Here is a 24,182-nt window from a genome sequence, read left to right as displayed (position 1 = left end):
GGGGGTTCTCTTTTACTTCGCCGCGTTATTCATGACCGCATTGAATTTATCGACAGGGCAGAAGCCGTTCGCATCCACCGGACAGTCTTTCAGCTCCAGCGTCACGCGCTGCGCAGGCGACTGCAGCGACAGCACGCTGGCGTTACGCAGCTGCTCTGAGCTCTGGTAGACATACTCAATTTTCATCAGCTCGCGGTTGGCATTTTTGTCATGCCAGCGCTGGAAGACAATCTTGCCGCCAATCGGGGTGCGCTCCTGCTGGTCGTGCAGCTGATACGGTTTGAAATTCAGGGCGGTGAGCAGGGAAGCAATGTTCGAATCATGCCCCACCAGCAGTGTGATCTTAGGCGCTTTCGCCTGGTCGGTGACCAGCGTTTTATCGATATACTTCACCAGCGGCTTCGCCACGTTTTGCGCCACCTCGGTGGAGGTAAACAGCGAGTCCTGATAGCCGTTCTTCAGCTTCGACAGCACGCGCCACTGCTGGTCAGTCTTAATTTCGCCCCAGGCCACCTGGTCGGCCGGGAAGCCTTCGTAATACTGCAGCGTAAACGCATCCACCAGCGAGTTACCCACCTTCAGCGGCCCGGATACGCCAGGCTCTTTTTCATAGTCGGCGCTGAAGGTGTCTTTCGCGTCTGCCAGCGAGCAGACCTTTTTCTCTTTGCAGGACGGAGAATCCGCGTAGTTCGTCATCTGCTCCAGCAGCTTATAGCTTTCGCCAAGCTGCATTTTCTGCCGTTCCGTCTCCATCGCCTTCAGCGCTTTTTCACGAAATTCCGGCGAGTTATCGGTAATCACCGGGTTAAAGGTCGGATCCATGGTGCCCATTTTTTCCTGATGGTGCACGGGAACGTCGCAGCCCGGGAACGCGCCGGTGATAAAGAATTGCGCGGTGGCGACGGTGCGCTGCAGGCTGTTGGCATAGGCATAAACGCTATCCGCTGGAGGGCATTCTCCGGTGGTTACCATTCCCTGCTGCGCCAGCCACTCGCGCATGTAATGGCCCATATAGACTTCGAGCACGCCACCCTTGGTGGTGAGCTGACCGCCCGGCACTTCCCACTCCGGCCACTGCTTCGGCGTGGACTGCTCCAGCACGCTGCCGTTATTGGCGAGCGGCGCGCGCAGGTTGTGACGGCTCATGATTAAAACTTGCTCCAGCTGATATCCGTCTGGCGTCTCCTGCGCCTGTGCGCCAAAGGTCACTGAAAGGGTACCTGCGACTGCAACTGCGAGTAGTGCTTTTCTCATCCCTTATTCCTCACGCGTTTTATTGTTGCGGCGAGTGTGACACATTCGTGACAGCTTTTTCGGGAAGCATTTCTCAAAGTGATGATTAACGTGCTTACGGTGTGTGCCAATTAGTTTTATAATAAAACCACACCCTACCGGAGAATTGACCGTGAAACGTACCCGCCTTGAAGAGAGCACCTGCCCCGTCGCCCGTTCGCTGGATATCATCGGCGACTGGTGGTCGCTGCTGATCGTGCGCGACGCGCTGCGCGGGATTAAACGCTTCGGCGAGTTCCAGAAAAGCCTCGGTATCGCAAAAAACATGCTGACCACGCGACTGAAGCTGCTGGTCGACGAAGGCATTCTTACGCTTCAGCCCGCGTCCGACGGCAGCGCCTGGCAGGAGTATGTCCTGACCGATAAAGGTCGCGCCCTGCAAACGGTGCTGGTTGCTCTGTCCCAGTGGGGGAATGAATTTTTGTTTGGTGAAAACGAATGCGGCACCGTGCTGGTCGATAGCGAACAGCGCAAACCCCTGCGCAGGCTGGCGCTTATTGCCGACGATGGGCGTGAACTGGCGCCAGAAGAGATCGTGGCTAAACTCCCCTCCTGATCGTTCCCGAGGACAAAAGCACAAAATGCCCACCAAAATGGTTGCATTATAAAACCAAATGACAGAGAGTTAATTCAGTTTCATCTTGAAACCAAATAACCCACTTTGCCTTGAGGTAACACACGATGACTACGCAAATCACCACCGCCCTGATTACGGGCGCCTCTTCCGGGATTGGTGCCGTCTATGCTGACCGTCTTGCCGCGCGCGGTGCTAACCTGGTGCTGGTTGCCCGCCGCGAGGATCGCCTGAAAACCCTCGCTGCCGACCTGCGCGCGCGCTATGGCGTGGGCGTCGATATTCTGGTGGCCGATCTCACCGACGAGACCGGGATCCGCGCCGTGGAAGAGGAGCTGCGCAGCAATACCGCCATTGACACGCTTATTAACAACGCGGGCACCGCCCAGATGGCGCCGTTCCTCGCAGGTGACGTGGCGCAGCATCAGGCCATTAACACCCTGAATACCACGGCGCTGATGCGTCTGACCTACGCCATCCTGCCCCGACTGGCGCAGAACAATCGCGGCACGCTGATCAATATCGCGTCGGTGCTGGCCCTGCACGTGCGGGCGGGCAGCGCGCTCTACAGCGCCACCAAGGCGTGGGTACTGAGCTTTACCCGTGGGCTACAGGAAGAGTTTGCCGAGAGCAATGTGCGCATTCAGGCCGTGCTGCCCGCCGCCACGGCGACAGAAATCTGGAGCCATTCAGGCGTCACGGTGAACGATCTGCCGGAAGGCTCGGTGATGACCACCGACGATATGGTCGATGCGTCGCTGGCGGGTCTGGATCAGGGCGAACCGATCACCATCCCGCCGATGCATGACGCAGGCCTGTGGGAGCGCTACGAAGCGGCGCGCCTTGAGCTGTTCAACAGCGCGCGCACCGGCATTCCGGCACCGCGCTACGTAAAACGCTAGCCTAACGCTCCAGCTGGTCGCCGTATTCGCTCACCCAGGCGGCCAGCGGAGAAAGCGCACCCTGAAGGGTTAACCCCAGGTCGGTTATCTGATACTCCACGCGCGGCGGGATCTCCGGATAGACTGTCCGCGTCACCAGCCCGCGCTGTTCAAACAGGCGGAGCTGTTTGGTCAGCTCTTTTTGGGTGATGGGCGCGGCCGCCCTCAGCAGTTCGCCAAACCGCACGGGCGTATTGAGGATAATCAGGCGATAGAGGATCGGGATCGCCCATTTACCGGAAATCAGGTTCACAAACTGCGTCATTGGGCAGGTGTAAACCTCAGATTTTTTTTCGCATGACACGTCCAGCATTTCTGCCATAGCACACCTCTTGCCGCGTTAGTATCCATTTGGTACCTGGTTTCCTTTCGATACTAACGTTTCTATAGTGCTTTCTCCAGTAACATTTCAGGAGAAGAACATGGGTCGTTTAACAGATAAATATACGTTGATTACCGGCGGCACCAGCGGCATCGGTCTTGCCACCGCGCAGGCGTTTATCGCCGAAGGCGCGCGCGTCGCCGTGACCGGACGCAACCCGGACACCCTCGCCGAAGCAGAACGTATTCTTGGCGATAAGGCCTGGGTGATCCCGACCGATGCGGGAGATATCACGTCGCAAAAAGCGCTGGCGAACACTCTCGCCGCTCGCTGGCCGCGCCTCGACGCGGTGTTTCTCAACGCTGGCGACGTGACGCACGCGCCGCTGGAAGTCTGGCAGGAGGATGCCTGGGACCGCCTGATGGGCATCAACCTGAAGGGACCGTTCTTTTTAATTCAGGCGCTGCTGCCGCTGCTGAATAACCCATCGTCGGTTATCCTCTGCGGCTCCGTGAGCGCGCGCATCGGCCTGCCCACCAGCAGCGTGTATGCCGCGAGCAAGGCCGCCCTCCTGTCTCTGGCGCGTACGCTGTCGGCGGAGCTGCTGCCGCGCGGGATCCGCGTCAACGGCCTGAGCCCCGGTCCGGTGGAAACCCCGGCGTTTACGAAGACGGGCTTAAGTGATGAAGCGCTTAACGCGATGATGGCAGAGGTCATCAAGCTGGTCCCGCTCGGCAGAATGGGCTCGACGACGGAGCTGGCAAAAGCCGCGCTCTATCTGGCGTCCGACGAGTCGAGCTATACGGTAGGAACGGAGCTGCTGGTGGACGGCGGAATGGGAAGTTTGTAACTCAAAAGGCGCTGATGCCGGTGACCGCGCCGACGTACAGCGCCGCCCATACGCAGGCGGAAAGCAGGCTGACGGCGTAGACCTTGACTGCATTCAGCCTGAGCATCCCAGCCGCCAGCGGCACGATGTAGCGCAGGACCGCCAGAAAGCGCGACGTAAACAGCACGATGACACCGTTCTTTTGCAGCTGGTGCTGTACCCGCAAGAACTTATCGGCGTGCTTCGACGTGAAACGCGTGACCAGCCGGGTATGCCCCATCAGCTGGCCGATATGGTAGTTCAGCACCGACCCCGCCGTTGCCCCCATCACCACGGCAAGCCACGCCAGCGCAGGATGCATGCTCCCCTGACCGACGCTGATGCCCGCCAGCAGCATCACCGAGGCGGGCGGCAGCACGGAGGAGACCAGCACCGTGGATTTACTCAACGCCATCACGAATAACAGCGCGAACAGATGTGCCGGGTAGAACGTAAAATGATCCAACAACGTATCAAACCACGCCATTTACCCTTCCCCCACGAATTATGTCATCCTCCATTTAAAATGAATAAACTTAAATAAACCCTCAACGTTTAATTAATAAAACTCTCCTAAACCATTCTTAAACATTATTTAATTTTCTGAGCGGCAAAATGAAATAAGCGTATTATCCCTCTCGTTTTATACCCAAAATAATTCGAGTTGCAGGAAGGCGGCAAGGGAACGAATCCCCGGGAGCGTACATAAGTACGTGACTGGGGTGAGTGAGTGCAGCCAACGCACCTGCAACTTGAAGTATGACGGGTATACAACGATCTCGTTATGGCGAGGCTCCTGTACAAATACACGTTATCGCTCTGGTGGGTTCGAGAGAACCGGCACAGGGTAAAACAGGCACTGTCGAATCAAGGCTTTGTCAGTATAACTTCCCTTACGGGATACGGTGTACAGTGCTGAACCCAGGACGTGGGGATCTCCTCTTCGACATGCCCTGTCTTGCTCGCCCCTGAGAGATGTTATTATTCAAAGGGAATTCACTATGTCTTACGCTATTCACAACCAAAATCTGGCATTCAATGACAGCGCGATCGCGCAATATATGAATACTGACTTCATCGTCCTTGATATTTCATTATGCGTGGCACTGGCGCGCGAGCAATTCTTCGAAAAATTAAAAGACGACGATATTCCGTCGCATATTTTTATTGAAGATAACGGTCGCCTCGCGGGCATGATTGCCGTGCGCAAACTCTTGCAGACTACCGATACGCTGCAGTCCGTTAAGGCGCTGATGATTTCGGAATTTATTCAGGTTAAACCCGAAGATGAACGTGCGGACGTGGCAGGCGTGCTGGCCCACGCCGGGGCGGATGTGGTGCCCGTGGTCACCCACGGCAAGCTCGTCGGCTGCCTGACCGAGCGCGAGATCGCCCATCTGCTGGAAGATGACGTCACCGAAGATGCTCAGCTTCAGGGTGCAACGCTGCCGCTGGAAAAGCCGTATCTGGAAACCAGCGCCTTTAGCCTGTGGAAAAAACGCTCCGTCTGGCTGCTGCTGCTGTTTGTCGCGGAAGCGTATACCAGCTCGGTGATCCAGCACTTCGAGGAGGCGCTGGAGTCCGCCATTGCGCTGGCGTTCTTTATTCCGCTGCTGATTGGCACGGGCGGCAACAGCGGGACGCAGATCACCTCCACGCTGGTGCGCGCGATGGCGCTGGGGGAAGTCCACCTTCGCGACGTCGGGCGCGTGCTGCGCAAAGAGATGACCACCTCGCTGATGATTGCCGCCACGCTGGGTATCGCCGGGTGTATCCGCGCCTGGATGATGGGTATCGGCCTGGAGATCACGCTTATCGTCAGCCTGACGCTGGTGTGTATCACGCTCTGGAGCGCGATTGTGTCGTCCGTGATCCCGATGGTGCTCAAGCGCTGCCGGATCGACCCTGCCGTGGTGTCCGCGCCGTTTATCGCCACACTGATTGACGGGACCGGGCTGATTATCTACTTCAAAATTGCCCAGTACACGCTGGGGCTAGAGTAAGCTTGCGAGCACCTCATTCACGTGATTGAGGTGCTCACTTCGCTACGCATCGCCGAGCTGATGCGCGATCTCACGCAACTGCTGGGCAAGCGCCTGCAGGTTTTTCCCCTTTTCCCCTTTTGGCCCGGTGGACTGACGCACCACCAGACGGGCAGGTAAAATCGAGGACATGCGCTGGGCATTCTCTTCACCGCTGTCGAGAATACGGCGCACCGCCTCTTTACCCTGCAGATCTAAATCCAGCGATACCGTCGTCAGCGCCGGGTAGAAGAACGAGCTTTCATAGGTGTCATCGTAGCCAATCACCGACTTCTCGCCCGGAATTGAAATCTGCTGCTGATGGAACGCGCTCAGCACGCCGAGCGCCATCTGGTCGTTAGCCACCAGCACGGCGGTAAACTGCGCCGTCTCCCGCAGCATTTGCAACGCTCCCGAATAACCGCTTTGCGCATCCCAGTTGCCGCGAATGACCGATGCTGGCTCCAGGCCGTAGCCCTTCAGGGTCTCGATCCAGCTTTTCAGCCTCAGCTGCGCCGAGACGGAAGACGTCGGCCCCGCCAGCAGGGCAATGTCGCGATGCCCCAGTTCGTAAAGATATTTGACGCTGGCGCGGGTGCCGTCCGCCGGGTTAAACGAAACGTTAAACACGGAACTGTACGGGTCCACGTCGAGGAACAGGCAGACAATGTCATCGTTGTCGGTGGCGATTTTCTGCGCCGCTTCAGCCTCCAGCGGCACGTTGATGATCACTTTGCTCACCAGCTGGGATTTCAGCTCGTTGATGGAATCCTGGATGCTGTGGTTGACGTTCTCATCAATCATTGAGATCAGTACCTGGTAGCCTTCCACATTGGCATAGCGTTTCACCGCCGCCGCAACCTGCGAAGGCGCGTGCAGCGCCAGCGAAATGGTCACCAGCCCAACGGTCTGGCTCTGCTTGCCCACCAGCTGCTGAGCCAGTCGGTTGGGTACATACCGCAATAACTCTATGGATTTCTCCACCTTGCTGCGCGTGGCGTCGGATACATTCGCAGACTTATTCAGTACCCTGGACACGGTCTGATAGGAGACGCCCGCATGGCGTGCCACGTCCTCTAACGTTGCGCTTTTCGACTTCATGGTCCGGTTCCTTATGTTGTTATGCGCTGATTGTAACAGGGGTGCTGAAAAAAAACGCTTACCACCCTCTCGCTGTGGGCATAACACCATCAAAAAGTATGACGCTCACAATGCCATAATTTGTGTCCAATCTCATTACTCGTAACAAAATTGTCTATTTTATTTGCAGTTAATCACACATTTAAGATCGTGTAATTGCCAGCCAACGGGTTTAGGCATTTTATGACAGCGGATTTGTGAACGTATTACAAAACAATAAGAGGGTTACAATGAACACGACGATCCGCTCTGTATCTGTTGCGTTGGCTGCCGCGCTGGCATCGCCTTCGCTGTTTGCAGCGTCTTCAGTACCGATTGATTTTCATGGATATCTTCGCTCTGGTGTGGGCGTCTCACGGGATGGTGGGATGGAGGAGTGGCAAAAAAACAAAATTGGCCGTCTGGGTAACGAGGCCGACACCTACGGCGAACTGGAGCTAGGCTCCGAGGTATACAAAAAGAACGACGTCAGTTTCTATCTCGACAGCATGGTGAGCATGGTATCAGACGGCTCCAACGACAATGAAACCACCTTAGATGACGATGCCCAGTTCGGCCTGCGCCAGCTTAACCTGCAGATCAAGGGGCTGATCCCCGGAGATCCCAATGCGGTAATTTGGGGCGGTAAGCGCTACTACCAGCGCCATGACCTGCACATCATTGATACCAAATACTGGAATATTTCCGGCTCCGGTGCGGGTATCGAGAACTACACGCTTGGCCCGGGCGCAGTCTCCGTTGCGTGGATCCGCGGCGATGCTAACGACGTGGACTACCGCGTGGATGGCGACAGCGACGTTAACATCAACTACATTGACCTTCGCTATGCGGGCTGGAAGCCGTGGGCGGGCGCGTGGACGGAAGTGGGTATTGATTACGCCATGCCAAACCCGACCAACAAGCAAAAAGAGTACGGCGGGCTGTACGAGGCCGATAACGGCGTGATGGTCACCGGTGAGATCAGCCAGGATATGTTTGGCGGCTATAACAAGCTGGTGCTGCAGTACGCCAATAAAGGTCTGGCCCAGAACATGGTTTCACAGGGTGGGGGCTGGTACGACATGTGGAACTACGTGAACGACGCCACCGGCTACCGCGTGATTAACACCGGCTTAATTCCGATTACCGACAAGTTCTCCTTTAACCACGTCCTGACATGGGGCTCGGCAGACGACACCACGCAGTATACGGACAAATCACGCCTGGTATCGCTGGTGGGGCGCGCACAGTATCAGTTCACCGAGTACGTGCGTCTGATTGGCGAAGTGGGCGGATTCTACCAGGAAGATACTTATACCGACGGCACTAAGTACAAGCAGAGCGGCGAGAAGTACACCCTCGCGCTGGGCCTGGCAGACGGTCCTGAGTTTATGTCACGTCCTGAACTGCGCGTGTTCGCCTCCTATCTGAATGACTCCGAAAAAGGGCAATCCTTCGAGGATGGCACGGCCAACAATACCTGGAACTTTGGTGTGCAGGTCGAGGCCTGGTGGTAAATCTTAATTCATAATTTGCGTTAATCGTTATCGTATCTCCAGCAACCTGCAGTCTATTTTACTGCTTTGGGATAGCCATTACTTTGGCTATCCCTTTTTTATATTTACTGATTAAAATGTTCGTCTAATAATTTCCGTAATGTATCAGACTGCCTGCCGAATATAGCGTGCACCTGCTGACCGATAATAATCACCCCCAGCGCCCCCTCATTCTGTAACGCCTGTGAATCGACCTTATTTAAATCTTTTACCGTCACGCGCAGGCGGGTAATACAGGCTTCGACGTGCTCGATATTATCGTCGCCGCCAAATGCCGGAATTAAACGCTGAGTAATTTGACTGTCCATAATACGCCTCTCTGTTATGCAGATAAAAAAATGCCCGCTCGTAGAGCAGGCATTCTGTGCCTTTTTTTGCCCGGACGGCGCGGTCTGATGCCCTCACCCCATCCCTCTCCCACAGGGAGAGGGATCCCCACAAAATAATGCCTGCACAGACGACCCCCTCTCCCTTGAGGGAGAGGGCTGGGGTGAGGGGGAACATACGGCTGTGGTGGTTATTCCGTTCACTTTATGTTCCTTGCTACTCTGTAACGACAATACCTGTGAACGTGCCATGGCGGCTCAATCGCCGCCGCCCTGGCGACCCGGGCTCCCGGCGGTAAATAGCCGCTTCGCGGTACCCTCAGCTTATTCCTTCAGGCTATCGGGTCGGGCATGAGCCTGCATCCCTGCAGGCCACGCCCTCTCGGCGCATCCCTGCGCCTCGCCCCGGCCTTACGGAAACGCCTCGGCGATTTACAGCCGGACCAGGGCATCGCTTTAAGCCATTAATTTTCCTGAAGCAACATTTATCGCTTTCGGTTAAAAAATTACTGTGGATTCCTCAGCCCACAGGGAGAGGGAGAAAATCAACTACGCTTTGCGCTTAAGCACCCGACAGTCCCACGCCAGCAGCACGGTATCGCCCGCAGCGGCGGCGTCGGTCATGCAGTCGGTATACCCCTGCGGCATCGTGATGAGCTGCTGCTGGGCCGTGTAGTTCTGCACAAACACCCAGGCGGTTTCGCCATCCGTGCGCGCCGTGGCGACCACGCCCGGAGGGAAATCCCCTTCGACTGCGCGCGGTAGCGCCAGCTCGTCGATAATCCCGGCGAAGAAATCGCGCTGGAACGGCAGGTCGTTGCGCGACGCCACGTGCCACGCCTTGCCTTTGCCGAAGCGGTTGACCGTCACCGCCGGGCGACCGGCGTAGAAATCATCCCGGTAGGTCGCCAGCGCCTGCGCGGATTCAGTATGGATCAGCTCGCACAGATGCCTGACCTGATACGGCCCCTGCAGGCCCGCCGCATTGCCCGCCAGCCCCTGAACCAGGTTTCGCTCCCCCTCGCCCAGGCAGTCAATCTCTTCCGCCCAGATGCCGAGGAGCTTGCGCAGCGGGCCCGGGAAACCGCCGAGGTGGCAGAGATCGGTCTCATCCACTACCCCGCTCCAGTAGGTCGTCACCAGATGCCCACCCGCGGCCACAAAGGCTTCCGCCCGCTCGGCGAAACCTTCGCGCACCATGTAGAGCATGGGGGCAATCACTAGCGCGTAGCGGCTCAGATCGCCGTCAGCGTCGATGACGTCGACCGCGATGCCCTTTTCCCAGAACGGACGATAGTGTTCGTTGACGGTTTTTTCGTACTCCAGCCCCATGTTGCGCGGGCCTTCGGCATCGTCCAGCGCCCAGCGGTTTTGCTGGTCAAAGATAATGGCCACGCGTGCGTCGGTGCGGCACCCCACCACCTCAGGCAGACGCGCCAGCATCTCCCCCAGACGCGTTACTTCGCGCCCGACGCGGGTATCAAGATGCCCCACGTGATCGATAATCGCACCGTGGAATTTCTCCACCGACCCGCGGCTCTTACGCCACTGGAAGTACTGCACCGAATCCGCTCCGTGCGCTACCGCCTGAATAGAGGAGAGAATATGCATCCCCGGCTTTTTCAGCTTGCTGGTCGGCTGCCAGTTGGTGGTGCTTGGCGTGGACTCCATCAGCACAAAGGGTTTACCGCCCTTCAGGCTGCGCATCATGTCGTGGTACATGGCGGTATAGCAGGCCAGCTGCGTTTCGTCTTTCTCCTTGTGCCACATCGGGTAGCTGTCCCAGGAGATGAAGTCGATCGCTTTCGCCAGCTGCCAGTAGTCGTAATCGTAGAAATACTCCATAAAGTTGGTTGTCACCGGCAGTTCGGCATTGGCGGCCTTCAGCGGTGCCACCTCATGCTGGCAAAAATCGGTGACCTGCGCGGTATTGAAGCGGCGCCAGTCGAGATTCAGGCCGTGAATCGACATTTCTCCCTGCGGCGCGGGGGACTCAATCTGCGACCAATCGGTGTAGGTATGGCTCCAGAAGGTGCTCCACCACGCATGGTTCAGCGCGTCGAGGGTGTTGTAGCGCGCCTTTAGCCAGTCGCGGAAGCGTTCCTGGCACAGGCTACAGTGGCATTCGCCGCCGTACTCATTGGAGATATGCCAGCCCAGCACCGCCGGATGATGCGAATAACGCGCCGCCAGCAGGCTGTTAATTTTCATCGTCTTTTCGCGGTAGACCGGAGACGACATGCAGTGGTTATGACGCCCGCCGTGCAGCGCGGGGACGCGGTTGCGCCCGACGCGCAGCACTTCCGGATATTTTTTCGACATCCATGCCGGACGCGCGCCGCTCGGCGTAGCGAGAAATATATGAATGCCCGCCGCATAGAGTTTTTCAATAATGCTGTCCAGCCAGGCAAAATCATATTCCCCTTCCTGCGGCTCCAGTTTCGCCCAGCTAAATATCCCCACCGACATGACATTACATTTCGCCTGCTGCATCATGGCGATATCTTTTTCAATAATACCGGGGTAATTCTCCCATTGCTCCGGGTTATAGTCGGCGCCATGCAATAACGCCGCGACCTTTGGACTTAAAGGCGCAAATTTATTCATATTTAAAACGTCCTGAATGGAGATAAAAACTAGTTAAATACCGTTATTGACGGCAGCACTTTACCCTGGCAATCAAATAACGCCTGATTCTCGCGGGCATTACCCTCTTTCCATTCGTCATGGATATATTTCATGCCGGTTTTGGTGGCCCACGTGGTGCCCGGAACGGCAATCCAGGTCGGTTCCCAGTAAAAGATGCCCTTGCCGCGACGGTCAGGCACATCAATAACGGACTGCATTAAATCGTGAATATAATCGTACTGACCCTGAACGGTGCCGGGATAGCCGCCGTCCTTTTCTTCTTTGGCCTGGAAGCTGTTCTCGGCGTTATCGCAGTTCTCCAGCGTATAGCCATAGGCCGCTTCCACCACAATCACGTCTTTGTTATAGCGCCTGCTGATGTCATCCATGTTGGCCTTCAGCGCGCTAATCGGGCCGTTCCAGTAGGTGTACATCGACAGGCCGATGATATCGAACGGCACGTCGCGCTTCGTGATTTCATCAAACCACCAGCGGAAGGTGTCATTTTTGGTGCCTTCGGCCAGATGGAGCATGATTTTCACCTGCTCGCCGTCGGTCAGGTTCTCCTTTAGCCCACCAATCGCGGCGTTGAGCAGCCCGGCCAGGCGGTCAAATTCACCGCCGCCCTGCCCCCAGCTTTTTCCTTCCGGCCACAGCATGCCGCCGTTAATTTCGTTTCCTATCTGCACCATGTCCGGCAATACGCCCTCTTTCTTAAAGCGGGCGATCGTGTCGCGGGTATAGTCATGAATAACCGTTTTCAGCTGCGGGTAGTCCATCTTCTCCCAGGCTTTTGGCTTGAACTGTTTTCCCGGATCGGTCCAGAAATCGCTGTAGTGGAAATCGAGCAGCAGCTTCAGGCCCTGCGCCTTTACGCGCTTCGCCAGCGCGAGGGTGTTTTCGAGATTATTACTGCCGCCGCCGTAGGTGTTGCCGTCGGCATCCTGCGGATCAACCCACAGGCGCAGGCGCACGGTGTTCACGCCGTTAGCTTTGAGGATAGCAAGCGCGTCCTGCTGCTGGCCGCTCTGGTTATAAAATTTGGCGCCGTGTTGTTCCGCTTCCAGCAGCGTCGAAATATCCGCCCCCTTGATAAAGTCCGCGGGCATGGCGTTAAAAGGACGCGTTTGCACCCCGTCCGCAGCAAACGCGCTCGCGGCCAGGCCACATGAGAGGCAAACGGCAAGTAAAGCAGGTTTGAGTCTTTTCATGATTATCCTTTGGTACTCCCGGAGGTCAGGCCGGAGACGAAGTATTTTTGTAATGCCAGATAGAGGATCGCTACCGGCACCGCAATCAACACCGCGCCTGCCGCGTAGGTGGTGTAGCTGGCACCCATTTTTTGCGCCACCAGGTTATAAAGCCCGATGGGTAAGGTGTATTTATCCGGGGTGCGCAGAATCGTGCTGGAGAGGATGAAATCCCCCAGCGGCCCGGTGAAGGAGAACAGCGCCACCACCGCCACAATTGGCTTCGATAGCGGCATGATAATTTCGATGAAAATCCGGAAATTACTGGCCCCGTCCATGCGCGCGGATTCATCCAGATCTTTCGGGATGGCGTCGAGGTAGCCTTTCATCAGGTAGGTATTCATCGGGATCATGCCGCCCACGTAGATCAGCACCAGCGCCAGATGGCTGTTGATGAGGCCCAAAAGCTGCGACAGCACGAAGATGGCAATCAGCGCCGAGAACTGGGGGATCATCTGCAGGAGCAGGAACAGCATCAGCCCGTTCTGGCGTCCCTTAAAGCGAAAGCGCGAAAAGGCATAGGCGGTAAAGCTGACGCTGATTAAGGTCAGCATCATGGTCAGAAAGCTGATTTTCATCGAGTTCCAGTACCAGGTCATGTAGTTCACCTGGCCGTTAAACAGGTCGGCGTAGTGCTGCACCGAAAAGTTCTCTGGAATAATTGAGGAGCTGAGCAGGCTATTACCTGCGTTGAACGACGCGCCGACCGTCCACACCAGCGGGTAGATGATAATCGTCGACACCAGCACGATAACCAGCCAGGAGAGCGAGAGGCGTACCCACTTCTCACGTTTAATACTTTGTGATTGAGCCATTGTTACGTCCCTTACGCCATGTCGTCGTTTTTGAAAGATTTGGTGGCGCGGAACTGCCACAGCGCCAGGCCGACGACAAAGATCGACAGCAGGATAGTGATGGTCGCCGCAATCGCGTACTGCGACGACGACATGGTGAGTTTGTAGATCCACGACACCAGGATATCTGTCCCACCCGCATTGGACCCCACCACCGCCGGCCCGCCGTTGTTGAACAGGTAGATGATGTTGAAGTTATTGAAGTTGAAGGTGTATTGGGTGATCAGAATCGGCGCAATCGAGTACAGCACCAGCGGCAGCGTGATGGTGCGCAGCTTGGTCGCACTGCTGGCCCCGTCCATGGTGGCGGCTTCGTACAGATCGTCAGGGATCGCCTGCAGCACGCCGGTTGTCATAGCAAAAACAAACGGGAAGCCGAGCCAGGTCTGCATCAGGATCAGCGCCGTTTTGGTCCAGAACGGATCGGTCATCCAGGCTTTCGGCGCAATGCCGAAGAAGGCCAGAATGGCATTGTTTATCACACCGAAAGAGTCGTTGAACATTCCGGCAAACACCAGAATGGTGACAAAGCCCGGCACAGCCCACGGCAGAATGAAGATGGTGCGGATAAGCGGCTTAAAGCGCAGGTCTTTCTGGTTCACCAGGATAGCCAGCAGCACGCCCACGGTACATTGCAGCGTGGTGGCGAGCAGGGTCCAGACCACCGTCCACTGCAGCACGTCGAAGAAGGTTGAGCGCCAGATGGAGAGCGTGAAAATATTGATGAAGTTCTTAAACCCTACCCAGTCCACCAGCTTAGCCGGCGGCGTATGGTAAAGATTGTAGTTAGTAAAGGCGATGGCAAAACCGAAGAGGATCGGGAAAACCACCACAAACACCAGCAGAATAAAGCCCGGCGTGATCATCAGATACGGAAAGCCGTCGCTCAGTAGCATCTGATACTGCTTACGCACGCTGTTTAGCCCCAGCCCTTCATCGCGTTTTCGACCGTTGACCCAGGCATCACGCATCGACAGGTAATACACCATCACGCCAAATGCGGCGATCAGTACGCTAATGATCCCTTCTGCCAGCAGGAAGATGGAGTTATCCCGCGGCACTTCCTCCCCCAGCGTCACCAGCCCCCAAAGTCCTTCGCGCAGGAAATCGGCAAAAACGCCGATAAAACTGGCCAGCAGCACCAGGAAGATAACGCCCTTCAGCCACTGGCGGTGATAGAACTGGCCGAAGCCGGGGATGACCGCCAGCAGCAGGCCGGTCCAGGCGTGACGCCCGGCCCCGTGCGGTCTGGCAAAATTTTCCGGGATGATACTCACAGACAACTCCTTTCAATAAAACGGGAGAGCGGCCTCCCGTTCTGCGACGTCAGAAAATTACTGGTTGCTGGCCTGCATGGCTTCGATTTGCATCTGGACCTGTTTCTCTGCGCTGTCCAGCGCGGCTTTGGGATCCTGTTTGCCGGTCAGGCTTAGCTCCAGCGCGGCGTTGGCCGGCCCCCAGACTTCGCCCATTTCAGGGATACCCGGCATGGCGGTGGCTCGCGCGGCCTGCACCGCAACGGCGCTCGCCTTCTCGTCGTTCTTGATTACCGGGTCGTCGATCATTGCGGTCAGCGGCGGGATCTCCCGCGTGGCCACGTAGCGGGTTTTCACGTACTGCGGCTGGTTGATGAATTCGATAAATTTCTGCGCCAGCGCTTTGTCCTTGCTCCAGGTGGAAACGACGTAGCCTTTCACGCCGAGGAAGGAGCTCATTGGCTTGCCGTCCGGCAGCGTGGGCAGCGGCGCCACGCCATAATTGATGCCTGCCGCTTCATACGGCTGGAACGCCCACGGCCCGTTGATCACGGCTGCCGCTTTCTTCTCGGTGAACAGGGAGTCAATGGCGTTCAGGCCGTTGTCGCCAACGATCCCCGCCGGAAAGATCCCGTCAGCGTAGAATTTTTTCAGGTACGTCACGGCTTCTACCGCGCCCGGCTTGTTCAGGCCGACGTCGCTGGCGTTGTAGCCGCCTTTGCCGTTTTGACCGAAGATGTAGCCTCCCATTGGGGAGATCGCGCCCCAGCTGTAGTAAATCTGATCGAACTTGGCGAGCAGACCGTACTGGTTTTTTGCGCGCTGCTGTTTAGAAAAGTCATACCAGTCCTGCAGCGAGTTGAGCGGCTTGTCGATGAGATCTTTGTTGTAGATCAGCACCAACGTCTCAACCGCTTTCGGCACGCCGTAGAGGGCGTTATCCATTTTGAAGGCGTTAATCGAGGCCGGGGTGTACTGTTCGGTCTGCTTAGCCTCCAGATTCAGGGGGGTCAATAACCCTTGCACGACGGCGCCGCCCAGCTGATCGTTAGGAATGACCAGCACGTCCGGGCCAATGCCTGCCGGGCCGTCCAGGCGCAGTTTTTCCAGCTGCTGTGCGTAAGGGGTTTCCTGCACGTTGACCTTAACGTCGTACTGTTTTTCAAAGTCCGCGACCGCATCTTTAATACCGGACGACTTCTTGATGTCTTCCCAGACGTTAAGCTGCGCGGTGGCGTGAGCCTGTACCGCGAGCGTAGAGAGGATCAGAGCAGCGAGTATGTTCTTTTTCATTATCAACCTCATGTGAAGGTATAACAATTTTATGGTTGTTATTGCATCTGACGCCCTACAAACCCCGCTATATATCCTGATAAAACTGGCGTTGCACGTCTGACACCAAATGCCTTTGGTTTGTTATACGCTACCCTTCACATCATGATAACTCTACATAAAACTGTAAGTTGTGTGATCGTCATAACATTAATGGAATATCTATATAGGGCGCATGAATGCTGGAAGTTATAGTCAAGGCAGACAAATTGCACCGTCCGACCACGTTGAACACAATTGTTATACGTAAAACATGCTCGGCGGTTTACCTGGGGAACACTGATGTCGAACATACAATTGAGGAATGTCACCAAGCGCTTTGGCGACACCGTCACGCTCCACAACGTTAATCTTGATATTGAGGACGGTGAGTTTGCCGTATTCGTCGGGCCTTCCGGCTGTGGCAAATCCACTATGCTGCGCATGATTGCCGGGCTGGAGGAGATAAGCGAGGGTGAGGTGCTGATCGGTAACGAGGTAATGAACGACATCGCCCCTTCCCATCGGGGTGTGGCGATGGTCTTTCAGTCCTACGCGCTCTATCCGCATATGACGGTGGCCGAAAACATGGGCTACGGGCTGAAGGTGAATAAAGTGCCGAAAGATCAGATCCGCCATCAGGTCGAGATGGTCGCCAAAACGCTGCAGCTCTCCCACCTGCTGGACCGCAAGCCCAAACAGCTCTCCGGCGGCCAGCGCCAGCGCGTCGCGATTGGCCGCGCTATCGTGCGTAACCCGCGCGTCTTTATGTTCGATGAGCCGCTTTCCAACCTGGATGCCGAACTGCGCGTGGAGATGCGCCTGCACCTCGCCCGCCTGCATCAGGAGCTGAAAACCACCATGGTGTATGTCACGCACGACCAGATCGAAGCGATGACCCTGGCCGACAAAATTGTGGTCATGAACTACGGCAAGGTTGAGCAGATGGGCGCCCCGATGGATCTCTATTACAAACCGGCGAATAAGTTTGTCGCCGGGTTTATCGGTTCTCCGAAGATGAACTTTCTGCCGGCGACCGTTGAGGCCTGGCAGCCGGGCAAGTTCACCGTCAGGTTGTCGCAGCAGAAGTCGCTCACGCTCGCGATAACCACCACACCGCTGCAGCCGGGCAGTCAGGTCACGCTGGGCATCCGTCCGGAACATTTAACCACTGACCTTCACCGCGGCACGCGGCTGGAATTTAGCTGTGAAGTAGTGGAGCGGCTGGGGAACAATACTTACCTGTTTGGACAATGCTACGGCCATGACAACGTGAAGATCTTGCTGCCGGGCGACGTGAAGTTCGCGCCCTGGCAGAAGATAGACGTGGCCTTCGACGATCGCCACTGCATGGTCTTTGACGAGCAGGATGTCCGGGTGAGCGCGGATATCGACGATGCGGTGCGTTCGGTGGCTTAACGCGCGCCACCGTCAGCCAGCTTTCTCACCGCCCGCCCAAACGCCTCAATCGCCAGGGCAACATCCTCAGCCATCACCGATTCCGCCGGATGGTGGCTGACGCCCCCCCTGCAGCGCACAAACAGCATCCCGACCGGCCAGCGTTCTGCCAGCGCGATGGTGTCATGCCCGGCACCGCTCGGCAGCGATAATGAGCGCCCCTGCACCGACTCAACGGCCTGTCCCAGCAGATCCTGCAAACGCACATCGCACGGCGTGGCAGCGATACGGTAAAACTCCTCGGCGCTAAAGCTCAGCCCGCGACGAGCGGCAATGGCCTGCGCCTGCGCCAGCAGTTCCGCGAGCAGCGCGTCCAGCGGGGCATCCTGCGGGCCGCGAATATCCAGCGAGAGCGCAACCTCACCGGGGATCACGTTGACCGCGCCGGGCAGGCAGCGCAGTTCCCCGACCGTCGCCACCAGATTGCCACCGCGTTGTCGGGTGGTGTTTTCGATCAGCACCATCCACTCGGCGGCGGCGGCAAGGGCATCCTTACGGTGATTCATCGGCACGGTACCCGCGTGTCCGGCTTCCCCGGTGAAGCGGCAGCTGAGGCGGCGCGCACCGTTAATGGCTTCCACCACGCCCAGCGCCAGCCCTTCCTGCTCCAGGCACGGGCCCTGTTCGATGTGCAGCTCCAGACAGGCGCTGAAATCGTCCTGATGGCGTGCCGCCAGCGCCACGCGGGCGGGATCGAGTCCCGCCTGCACCATCGCCTGCGCCACGCTGATGCCACCGGCATCACACGTCTCCAGCCAGCCCTGCGGCCAGGTGCCCGTAATGCCCCGGCTGCCTAGCAGGGTGATCCCAAAACGGGTGCCCTCTTCGTCGCCAAACCCGACAATCTCGATCGCCTGGGCCAGATGCCGCCCCTGCTGATGCAGGCTGTCCACCACCTCAATGGCCGCGAGCACGCCGAGCATACCGTCGTAGCGCCCGGCGTTGCGCACGGTATCCAGATGCGAGCCGAGCAGCACTGCCTGCGCCCCTTCCTGCGCGCCCTCATAGCGTCCACAGATATTGCCCACGCTGTCCTGCCAGACGGTCATTCCCGCCTGGCGCATCCACTCGCCGACCAGCTGGTTGGCCTGCAGATGCTGCGCCGAGAGGTACACCCTTGTCAGCGCATCCGGGGTTTCGCTGATGGCGGCCAGCGCGTCGGCACGCGCCATCACCCGTTCTGCTGCCGGGTTCATTGCGGCGTCTCGCGGCGATAGTGGTCCCACGCGGCCTGCATGGCGGCACCCTGCGTGGTGGTGAACTTCAGGTAGTTCAGCACCGACTCCAGCGCGCTCAGGGTAGTCATCACGCAGTCCTTGCGCGCGTTGTAGCCCATGGTGCCAATGCGCCACACTTTGCCGTGAAGCGGGCCAAAGGAGGTGCCGATTTCAATCCCGAAATCCTCCAGCATCAGCTTGCGCACCTGGTCGCCGTTGACGCCCTGCGGTATCACCACGCCCAGCACGTTGTTCATCTTGTGCTTCAGATCGCCGAAGGTCTCCAGCCCCATCGCCTGAATGCCCTTCAGCAATGCATCGCCGTGCAGCTTGTGACGCGCGATGCCGTTATCCAGCCCTTCCTGCAGGATCAGCCGCGCGCATTCGCGGGCGCCAAACAGCGCGGTCGTGGCTTCGGTGTGGTGGTTCAGCCGCTCCGGCCCCCAGTAGTCCATCACCATGCCGAGATCGAAATAGTTGGAGTAGATCATCTCCTCGTCGCCGTCGCGGTGGGCGTCGGTGCGAATGCCTTCCTCAACGCATTTGCGGCGGCGGATCGCCTCCTCCATGCGCGCGCTCAGGGTGATCGGCGATGTGCCCGACGGGCCGCCGAGGCACTTCTGCATCCCGGCCGAGACGGCGTCCAGCCCCCAGGCGTCGGTCTCCAGCGCGTTGCCGCCGAGCGACGCGGTGGCGTCGGTGTAGAACAGCACGTCGTAGCGGCGGCAGATGGCCCCAAGCTCCGCAAGCGGCTGCAGCATGGTTGTGGAGGTGTCGCCCTGCACGGTCAGCAGCAGGCGCGGACGAATACGCTTAATCGCATCCTCGACCTGGTCCGGCGTGAACACCTCGCCCCACGGCACCTCAATGGTATGCACCTCCGCGCGGCAGCGGCGGGCAATTTCGCACAGCAGGTGACCAAAGCGGCCAAAGACCGGCACCAGCACCTTATCTCCCGGGCGAATGGCGGAGACCAGGACGGCTTCAATTCCCGCGCGGGAGGTGCCGTCCACCAGCATCGTCCAGCGGTTCTCGGTGCGGAACACCCCGCGATAGAGCGCCATCACCTCGTTCATGTAGTGGGTCATGGCCGGATCGTACTGTCCGATCAGCTGGCTCGACATGGCGCGCAGCACGCGCGGGTCGGCGTTGATCGGGCCCGGCCCCATCAGCAGGCGCTGGGGCGGATTGATTTGCGGAAATTGTGCGATATCCATTGTTAAGTCCTTATCAGTTGAGGCCGCGCACGGAGGAGATGAACTGCTTCAGTTCCGTGGTCTGCGGGTTGGCGAACAGCGTTTTGCTGTCGCCCTGCTCCCAGACTTTCCCCTGGTGCATAAACACCACGCGGTCGCCCACTTCGCGGGCAAAATTCATTTCATGGGTAACAAGTATCAGCGTCATCCCCTCGGCGGCCAGCTGCTCCAGCACCTTGAGCACTTCGCCCACCAGCTCCGGGTCAAGCGCGGAGGTGATCTCATCACAGAGTAAAACTTTCGGCGACATGGCCAGCGCCCGGGCAATCGCCACGCGCTGCTGCTGGCCGCCGGAGAGGCTCGACGGGTAGTAATCCAGACGGTCACCGAGGCCGACTTTTTCCAGCATGCGCTGCGCCAGCTCGCGGCATTCGGCGGCGCTTTTCTTCAGCACCCGACGCGGGGCCAGCATCACGTTTTCCAGCGCCGTCATGTGCGGGAACAGGTTGAAGCTCTGGAACACCATCCCGACCGAGCGGCTGATTTCACGCGCCTGAGAATCCCGGTCGGTAATGGTCATGCCGCCCAGCTTGATGCTGCCGTCCTGATACCCTTCCAGCCCGTTGATACAGCGCAGCAGCGTGCTTTTGCCCGACCCGCTGCGCCCGATAATGGAGATCACCTGGCCCATGTCGATATCCAGATCGACGCCCTTGAGCACGTGGTTTTCGCCGTAGTACTTCTGCACCTGATTAATGGTGATGAGAGGCATTGAATTTCGTCTCCAGATAGCGGCTGTAGCGCGACAGCGGATAACACAGAATAAAGTAGCCGAGCGCCACCAGCGCAAAGACCTTAAACGGCTGATACGTCACGTTGGTCAGCATGGTCCCGGCCTTGGTCAGCTCGATAAAGCCGATGATCGACGCCAGCGCGGTGCCTTTGATCACCTGCACGGCAAAACCGACCGTCGGGGCGATGCCTATGCGCAGCGCCTGCGGGGCGACCACGCGAAACAGGGTCTGGCCAAAGGTCAGCCCCAGACAGCGCGACGCTTCCCACTGCCCTTTTGGCAAGGCGCGAATACTGCCAAACCAGATGTCGAGCAGAAACGCGCTGGTGTAGAAGGTTAACGCCAGCGAGGCGGCGGTCCACGGCGAAACGTCGATGCCGAACAGCGCCACGCCAAAGAAGGCCAGGAACAGCTGCATCAGCAGCGGCGTGCCCTGAAACAGCTCGATATAGCCGCGGATAATGCGCCTCACCGCGCGCCCGCCCGTCAGGCGCAGCAGCAGGAGCGGCAGCGTCACCGCCGCGCCGCCGACGAACGCCACCAGCGACAGCAGCACCGTCCAGCGCCCGGCCAGCAGCAGGTTGCGAATAATGTCCCAGTCGGTAAAGGTGGTCATCATGCCTGCACCCCCAGCCATTTGCGTCCTGCCGCCATCATCAGCTGGCGCAGAGTAATCGACAGCGCTAAGTAAATGCCGGTTGTCACCAGATAAACCTCAAAGCTCAGAAACGTTCTGGACTGGATCAGGTTGGCGGCGAAGGTCAGCTCTTCATACGAGACCTGCGACACCACCGACGAGCCGAGCATCACGATGATGCACTGGCTCACCAGCGCCGGGTAAATGCGCTGCAGCGCGGGCGGCAGCACCACGCGAATAAAGGTCTGCAGGCGGGTCAGCCCCAGCACGCGTCCGGCTTCCCACTGCCCTTTCGGCGTGACCTGAATGCCCGCGCGGATAATCTCGGTGCTGTACGCGCCGAGGTTCACCACCATGGCCAGCAGCGCCGCTTCCCCCGCCGTCATCTTCAGCCCCAGATTCGGCAGGCCGAAGACGATGAAAAACAGCTGTACCACAAACGGCGTGTTGCGGATGATTTCCACGTAGCCGCCCCAGAGCCGGCTGAACCAGGTGGTGCGTCCGCTGCGGATCGCCGCCCCGAAAATCCCTGTTGCCAGCCCGCCGACGGTTGCCATCACCGTCAGCTGAACGGTGACCCACAGCCCCGCCAGCAGCTCCGGCCAGTACGGCCAGAGCGCTGAAAAATCGAGTTGCTCAGCCATAGACTTAAACGCCGAGGCTTGCCGGTAGCGGGGCCTTCAGCCATTGCTCGGACAGGCCGTTCAGCGTGCCGTCCTTAATGCCCTGCTCAATCAGCGCATCCACTTTTGCCTTCAGGGCCGGTTCGTTTTTCTTCAGGCCAATAAAGCACGGCGAATCTTTCAGCATAAAACTCGGCACCGGGGCTTTATCCGCGTTCTGGCGCGAAATGGCCGCCACCACGAGGTTGCCGGTTGCCACGTACTGCACCTGGCCGGAGAGGTAGGCGGAGAGCGTGGTGTTGTTGTCTTCGTAGCGCTTCACGTCCGCGTCTTTCGGCGCCAGGCCGGTCAGCACCATGTCCTCCACCGCCCCGCGCGTCACGCCGATGGTTTTTCCGCTCAGCGCGGCTGCGTCTTTCAGCTCGGCACCTTTCGGGCCAAACACGCCGAGGAAGAACGGCGCGTAGGCGCGGCTGAAGTCGATCACCTTCTCGCGCTCCGGGTTTTTACCGAGGCTTGAAATGACCAGATCCACCTTATCGGTTTGCAGGTACGGCACGCGGTTGGCGCTGGTCACCGGCACCAGCTGCAGCTTGAGCTTCATCTGTTTGGCCAGATAGCGCGCCATGTCGATGTCATAGCCCTGCGGCTGCAGATCGGTCCCCACCGAGCCAAACGGCGGGAAGTCCTGCGGAACGGCAATGCGGATAGTGCCGCGCTTCTCAATATCCTGAAGCTGGTCAGCCTTTGCCGGCAGCTGTGTGAAGAGGCATGCGGCCCCGGCCAGTGCAATCAACAATTTTTTCATGGTGCTTCCCCGTAACGTTAACATGAAACAAAAGATTCTTTGAATGTGATTTTGCAACTAATGTGCCAGATAAAGCGAAGCGGGGAATATTCTTGTAAAGCCTGATAAAACGCGGACGGGTCGAAAAAACGTGCGTTTTCCCGACCCGACATCTGCACCATTTTAATGCAAAGCACCAGTCTGATGCCCCATTATCGCTGTTCGAGTTCGTCCAGCTGCTGGTAGAGGGAAGCAATGTCGTGAATGCGCGGACGGCCTTTATCAAGAATTTCATGCAGGAAAGCATTCGCCAGCAGATTGATCAGACTGTTGACCGAGGAGTAGCTGTCATAGGCCGAGACGCTGTCCAGAGGGGCGCAGAGCTGCCAGCTCGCCAGCGGGAACAGGCTGTGCGCCTGCGGCTCGCACATCAGCAGCACCGGAATGCCGCTGCTCTGAAGCTGCTGCATCAGCGGGCGGATAATGCGCGGGCGGCGGCGAAAGGCCATCATGACCACCAGATCCTCCGGCGTTAAATCCACCAGCTCCTCGCTCAGGCTCTGCCCCGGCTGCGGCAGGACCAGCACCTGACCGCGCGCCTGCAGCAGCTGCTGGCGCAGGTGCAGCGCCGCCGGATAGGCGTTACGCATGCCGATAATGACGATGCGCCGCGCCTTCACCATGCAGGCCATGGCATCGGCAAACTGCTGCGCGTCGAGGGCATTGACCCACTGGGTCAGGTTCGCCATCTCTTGCTTATAGTGGCGCGCCAGCAGCGTATTGCCCTGCACCGCGTCGCGGTTATCGGTGAGCGGCATCCCGCTCTGGCGCAGGGTGCGCAGCTCGTCGCGCATGTCCTTATATTTCTCATAGCCCAGACGCTTAAACAGACGGCTGACCGTGGCTTTCGACACTCCGCTCAGCTGCGCCAGCTCGGCGCTGTTGTAGCTAATGAGATCGTCAAAATGGTCGAAAATAAAATCCGCCACCCGCTGCTCCTGCGGCGACAGCGACGGGTACTGTGCTTTCAGACGTTCATCTAACTGTTCCATAGCGCCTCTGTAACTTTTGTTTCATTACATTGTACCTTTTATTCTGCGTATTCATTATACGTGCCAGTTTACTGAAACTTTTCTTTCAGAACTGGAACAG

The 24,182-nt window shown here is 58.0% G+C and carries 23 protein-coding genes and 1 riboswitch; of the genes, 6 read left to right on the top strand and 17 right to left on the bottom strand.

The features are described 5' to 3' along the window. Positions 1–12: 12 nt before the first annotated feature. Positions 13–1,254 carry a bifunctional glucose-1-phosphatase/inositol phosphatase gene (gene agp, locus KW829_RS08420; protein WP_218308009.1) on the bottom strand — a complete coding sequence of 414 codons (1,242 nt, stop codon included), beginning with the start codon at positions 1,252–1,254 and terminating at the stop codon, positions 13–15. A 151-nt stretch (positions 1,255–1,405) separates the two neighbouring features. Here agp and KW829_RS08415 point away from each other — a divergent pair, with 151 nt between their 5' ends. Then, a complete protein-coding gene (locus KW829_RS08415; RefSeq protein ID WP_218308008.1) occupies positions 1,406–1,849 on the top strand; it encodes a helix-turn-helix domain-containing protein in 444 nt (147 codons plus the stop codon). A 125-nt stretch (positions 1,850–1,974) separates the two neighbouring features. Further along, the gene (locus tag KW829_RS08410) at positions 1,975–2,769 is read left to right on the top strand and encodes an SDR family oxidoreductase (RefSeq protein WP_089598407.1); all 795 of its coding nucleotides are present in this window, start codon (positions 1,975–1,977) and stop codon (positions 2,767–2,769) included. A gap of 1 nt (position 2,770) precedes the next feature. Here KW829_RS08410 and KW829_RS08405 read toward each other — a convergent pair whose 3' ends face one another. Beyond that, positions 2,771–3,130, bottom strand: a complete 360-nt coding sequence (locus KW829_RS08405; RefSeq protein ID WP_042718861.1) for a helix-turn-helix domain-containing protein — start codon at positions 3,128–3,130, stop codon at positions 2,771–2,773. Between the two features lie 100 nt (positions 3,131–3,230). On the opposite strand from KW829_RS08405, the gene KW829_RS08400 reads away from it, so the two are divergent. Continuing rightward, positions 3,231–3,980 carry an SDR family oxidoreductase gene (locus tag KW829_RS08400; protein ID WP_218308007.1) on the top strand — a complete coding sequence of 250 codons (750 nt, stop codon included), beginning with the start codon at positions 3,231–3,233 and terminating at the stop codon, positions 3,978–3,980. Between the two features lies 1 nt (position 3,981). On the opposite strand, the gene KW829_RS08395 is transcribed toward KW829_RS08400, so the two are convergent. Next, positions 3,982–4,485 carry a DedA family protein gene (locus KW829_RS08395; RefSeq protein ID WP_218308006.1) on the bottom strand — a complete coding sequence of 168 codons (504 nt, stop codon included), beginning with the start codon at positions 4,483–4,485 and terminating at the stop codon, positions 3,982–3,984. Positions 4,486–4,769: 284 nt separating this feature from the next. Continuing rightward, positions 4,770–4,939, top strand: a riboswitch (M-box (ykoK) riboswitch). Positions 4,940–4,999: 60 nt separating this feature from the next. Between KW829_RS08395 and KW829_RS08390 the strand changes: the two genes are divergently transcribed. Further along, positions 5,000–6,001 carry a magnesium transporter gene (locus tag KW829_RS08390; RefSeq protein ID WP_089598404.1) on the top strand — a complete coding sequence of 334 codons (1,002 nt, stop codon included), beginning with the start codon at positions 5,000–5,002 and terminating at the stop codon, positions 5,999–6,001. A 42-nt stretch (positions 6,002–6,043) separates the two neighbouring features. Here KW829_RS08390 and KW829_RS08385 read toward each other — a convergent pair whose 3' ends face one another. Then, positions 6,044–7,120 carry a LacI family DNA-binding transcriptional regulator gene (locus KW829_RS08385; protein ID WP_010429458.1) on the bottom strand — a complete coding sequence of 359 codons (1,077 nt, stop codon included), beginning with the start codon at positions 7,118–7,120 and terminating at the stop codon, positions 6,044–6,046. 269 nt (positions 7,121–7,389) lie between these two features. Here KW829_RS08385 and KW829_RS08380 point away from each other — a divergent pair, with 269 nt between their 5' ends. Further along, a complete protein-coding gene (locus KW829_RS08380) occupies positions 7,390–8,655 on the top strand; it encodes a maltoporin (RefSeq protein WP_010429455.1) in 1,266 nt (421 codons plus the stop codon). 104 nt (positions 8,656–8,759) lie between these two features. Here the strand turns inward: KW829_RS08380 and KW829_RS08375 are convergent, their stop codons facing one another. The 6 genes from KW829_RS08375 to KW829_RS08350 all read right to left on the bottom strand — a co-directional run bounded on the left by KW829_RS08375 (position 8,760) and on the right by KW829_RS08350 (position 16,301). Further along, entirely contained in the window at positions 8,760–9,002 is a 243-nt protein-coding gene (locus tag KW829_RS08375) for a glucose PTS transporter subunit EIIB (protein ID WP_072250618.1), read from the bottom strand. Positions 9,003–9,569: 567 nt separating this feature from the next. Further along, positions 9,570–11,627, bottom strand: coding sequence for a beta-galactosidase (locus KW829_RS08370; RefSeq protein WP_218308005.1), 2,058 nt, complete (start codon positions 11,625–11,627; stop codon positions 9,570–9,572). Between the two features lie 29 nt (positions 11,628–11,656). Next, positions 11,657–12,859, bottom strand: coding sequence for an arabinogalactan endo-beta-1,4-galactanase (locus tag KW829_RS08365; protein ID WP_218308004.1), 1,203 nt, complete (start codon positions 12,857–12,859; stop codon positions 11,657–11,659). A 2-nt stretch (positions 12,860–12,861) separates the two neighbouring features. Continuing rightward, positions 12,862–13,713 carry a sugar ABC transporter permease gene (locus KW829_RS08360; protein ID WP_059311087.1) on the bottom strand — a complete coding sequence of 284 codons (852 nt, stop codon included), beginning with the start codon at positions 13,711–13,713 and terminating at the stop codon, positions 12,862–12,864. Positions 13,714–13,724: 11 nt separating this feature from the next. Beyond that, positions 13,725–15,029 (bottom strand): carbohydrate ABC transporter permease, encoded by a 1,305-nt coding sequence (locus KW829_RS08355; RefSeq protein WP_024909615.1) that lies wholly within the window; start codon positions 15,027–15,029, stop codon positions 13,725–13,727. A gap of 57 nt (positions 15,030–15,086) precedes the next feature. After that, complete coding sequence (locus tag KW829_RS08350) at positions 15,087–16,301, bottom strand: extracellular solute-binding protein (RefSeq protein ID WP_042715476.1); 1,215 nt, start codon at positions 16,299–16,301, stop codon at positions 15,087–15,089. 321 nt (positions 16,302–16,622) lie between these two features. Between KW829_RS08350 and KW829_RS08345 the strand changes: the two genes are divergently transcribed. After that, complete coding sequence (locus KW829_RS08345) at positions 16,623–17,738, top strand: ABC transporter ATP-binding protein (protein ID WP_010429441.1); 1,116 nt, start codon at positions 16,623–16,625, stop codon at positions 17,736–17,738. On the opposite strand, the gene hpxK is transcribed toward KW829_RS08345, so the two are convergent. The 7 genes from hpxK to hpxU all read right to left on the bottom strand — a co-directional run bounded on the left by hpxK (position 17,735) and on the right by hpxU (position 24,082). Next, positions 17,735–18,973 carry an allantoate amidohydrolase gene (gene hpxK, locus KW829_RS08340; protein WP_218308003.1) on the bottom strand — a complete coding sequence of 413 codons (1,239 nt, stop codon included), beginning with the start codon at positions 18,971–18,973 and terminating at the stop codon, positions 17,735–17,737. The genes KW829_RS08345 and hpxK overlap by 4 nt on opposite strands. Beyond that, positions 18,970–20,211, bottom strand: a complete 1,242-nt coding sequence (locus KW829_RS08335) for an alanine--glyoxylate aminotransferase family protein (protein ID WP_218308002.1) — start codon at positions 20,209–20,211, stop codon at positions 18,970–18,972. Before KW829_RS08335 ends, hpxK begins: the two co-directional genes overlap by 4 nt. A gap of 13 nt (positions 20,212–20,224) precedes the next feature. After that, positions 20,225–20,962 carry an amino acid ABC transporter ATP-binding protein gene (locus KW829_RS08330; RefSeq protein ID WP_010429436.1) on the bottom strand — a complete coding sequence of 246 codons (738 nt, stop codon included), beginning with the start codon at positions 20,960–20,962 and terminating at the stop codon, positions 20,225–20,227. Next, a complete protein-coding gene (locus KW829_RS08325; RefSeq protein WP_071787484.1) occupies positions 20,943–21,599 on the bottom strand; it encodes an amino acid ABC transporter permease in 657 nt (218 codons plus the stop codon). Before KW829_RS08325 ends, KW829_RS08330 begins: the two co-directional genes overlap by 20 nt. Further along, positions 21,599–22,264: an amino acid ABC transporter permease gene (locus KW829_RS08320; RefSeq protein ID WP_182402822.1), complete on the bottom strand. Its 666-nt coding sequence runs from the start codon at positions 22,262–22,264 to the stop codon at positions 21,599–21,601. Before KW829_RS08320 ends, KW829_RS08325 begins: the two co-directional genes overlap by 1 nt. 4 nt (positions 22,265–22,268) lie before the next feature. Then, positions 22,269–23,051 carry a transporter substrate-binding domain-containing protein gene (locus KW829_RS08315; RefSeq protein ID WP_010429429.1) on the bottom strand — a complete coding sequence of 261 codons (783 nt, stop codon included), beginning with the start codon at positions 23,049–23,051 and terminating at the stop codon, positions 22,269–22,271. Between the two features lie 191 nt (positions 23,052–23,242). After that, a complete protein-coding gene (hpxU, locus tag KW829_RS08310) occupies positions 23,243–24,082 on the bottom strand; it encodes a MurR/RpiR family transcriptional regulator HpxU (RefSeq protein ID WP_010429427.1) in 840 nt (279 codons plus the stop codon). Between the last annotated feature and the right edge of the window lie 100 nt (positions 24,083–24,182).

Source organism: Enterobacter sp. ENT02, assembly GCF_019219165.1.
In the GTDB taxonomy this organism is placed as follows: Bacteria; Pseudomonadota; Gammaproteobacteria; order Enterobacterales; family Enterobacteriaceae; genus Enterobacter; species Enterobacter mori.
Note: the sequence above shows the minus strand (reverse complement) of the source record. Positions and strands in the feature narration are given on the sequence as shown.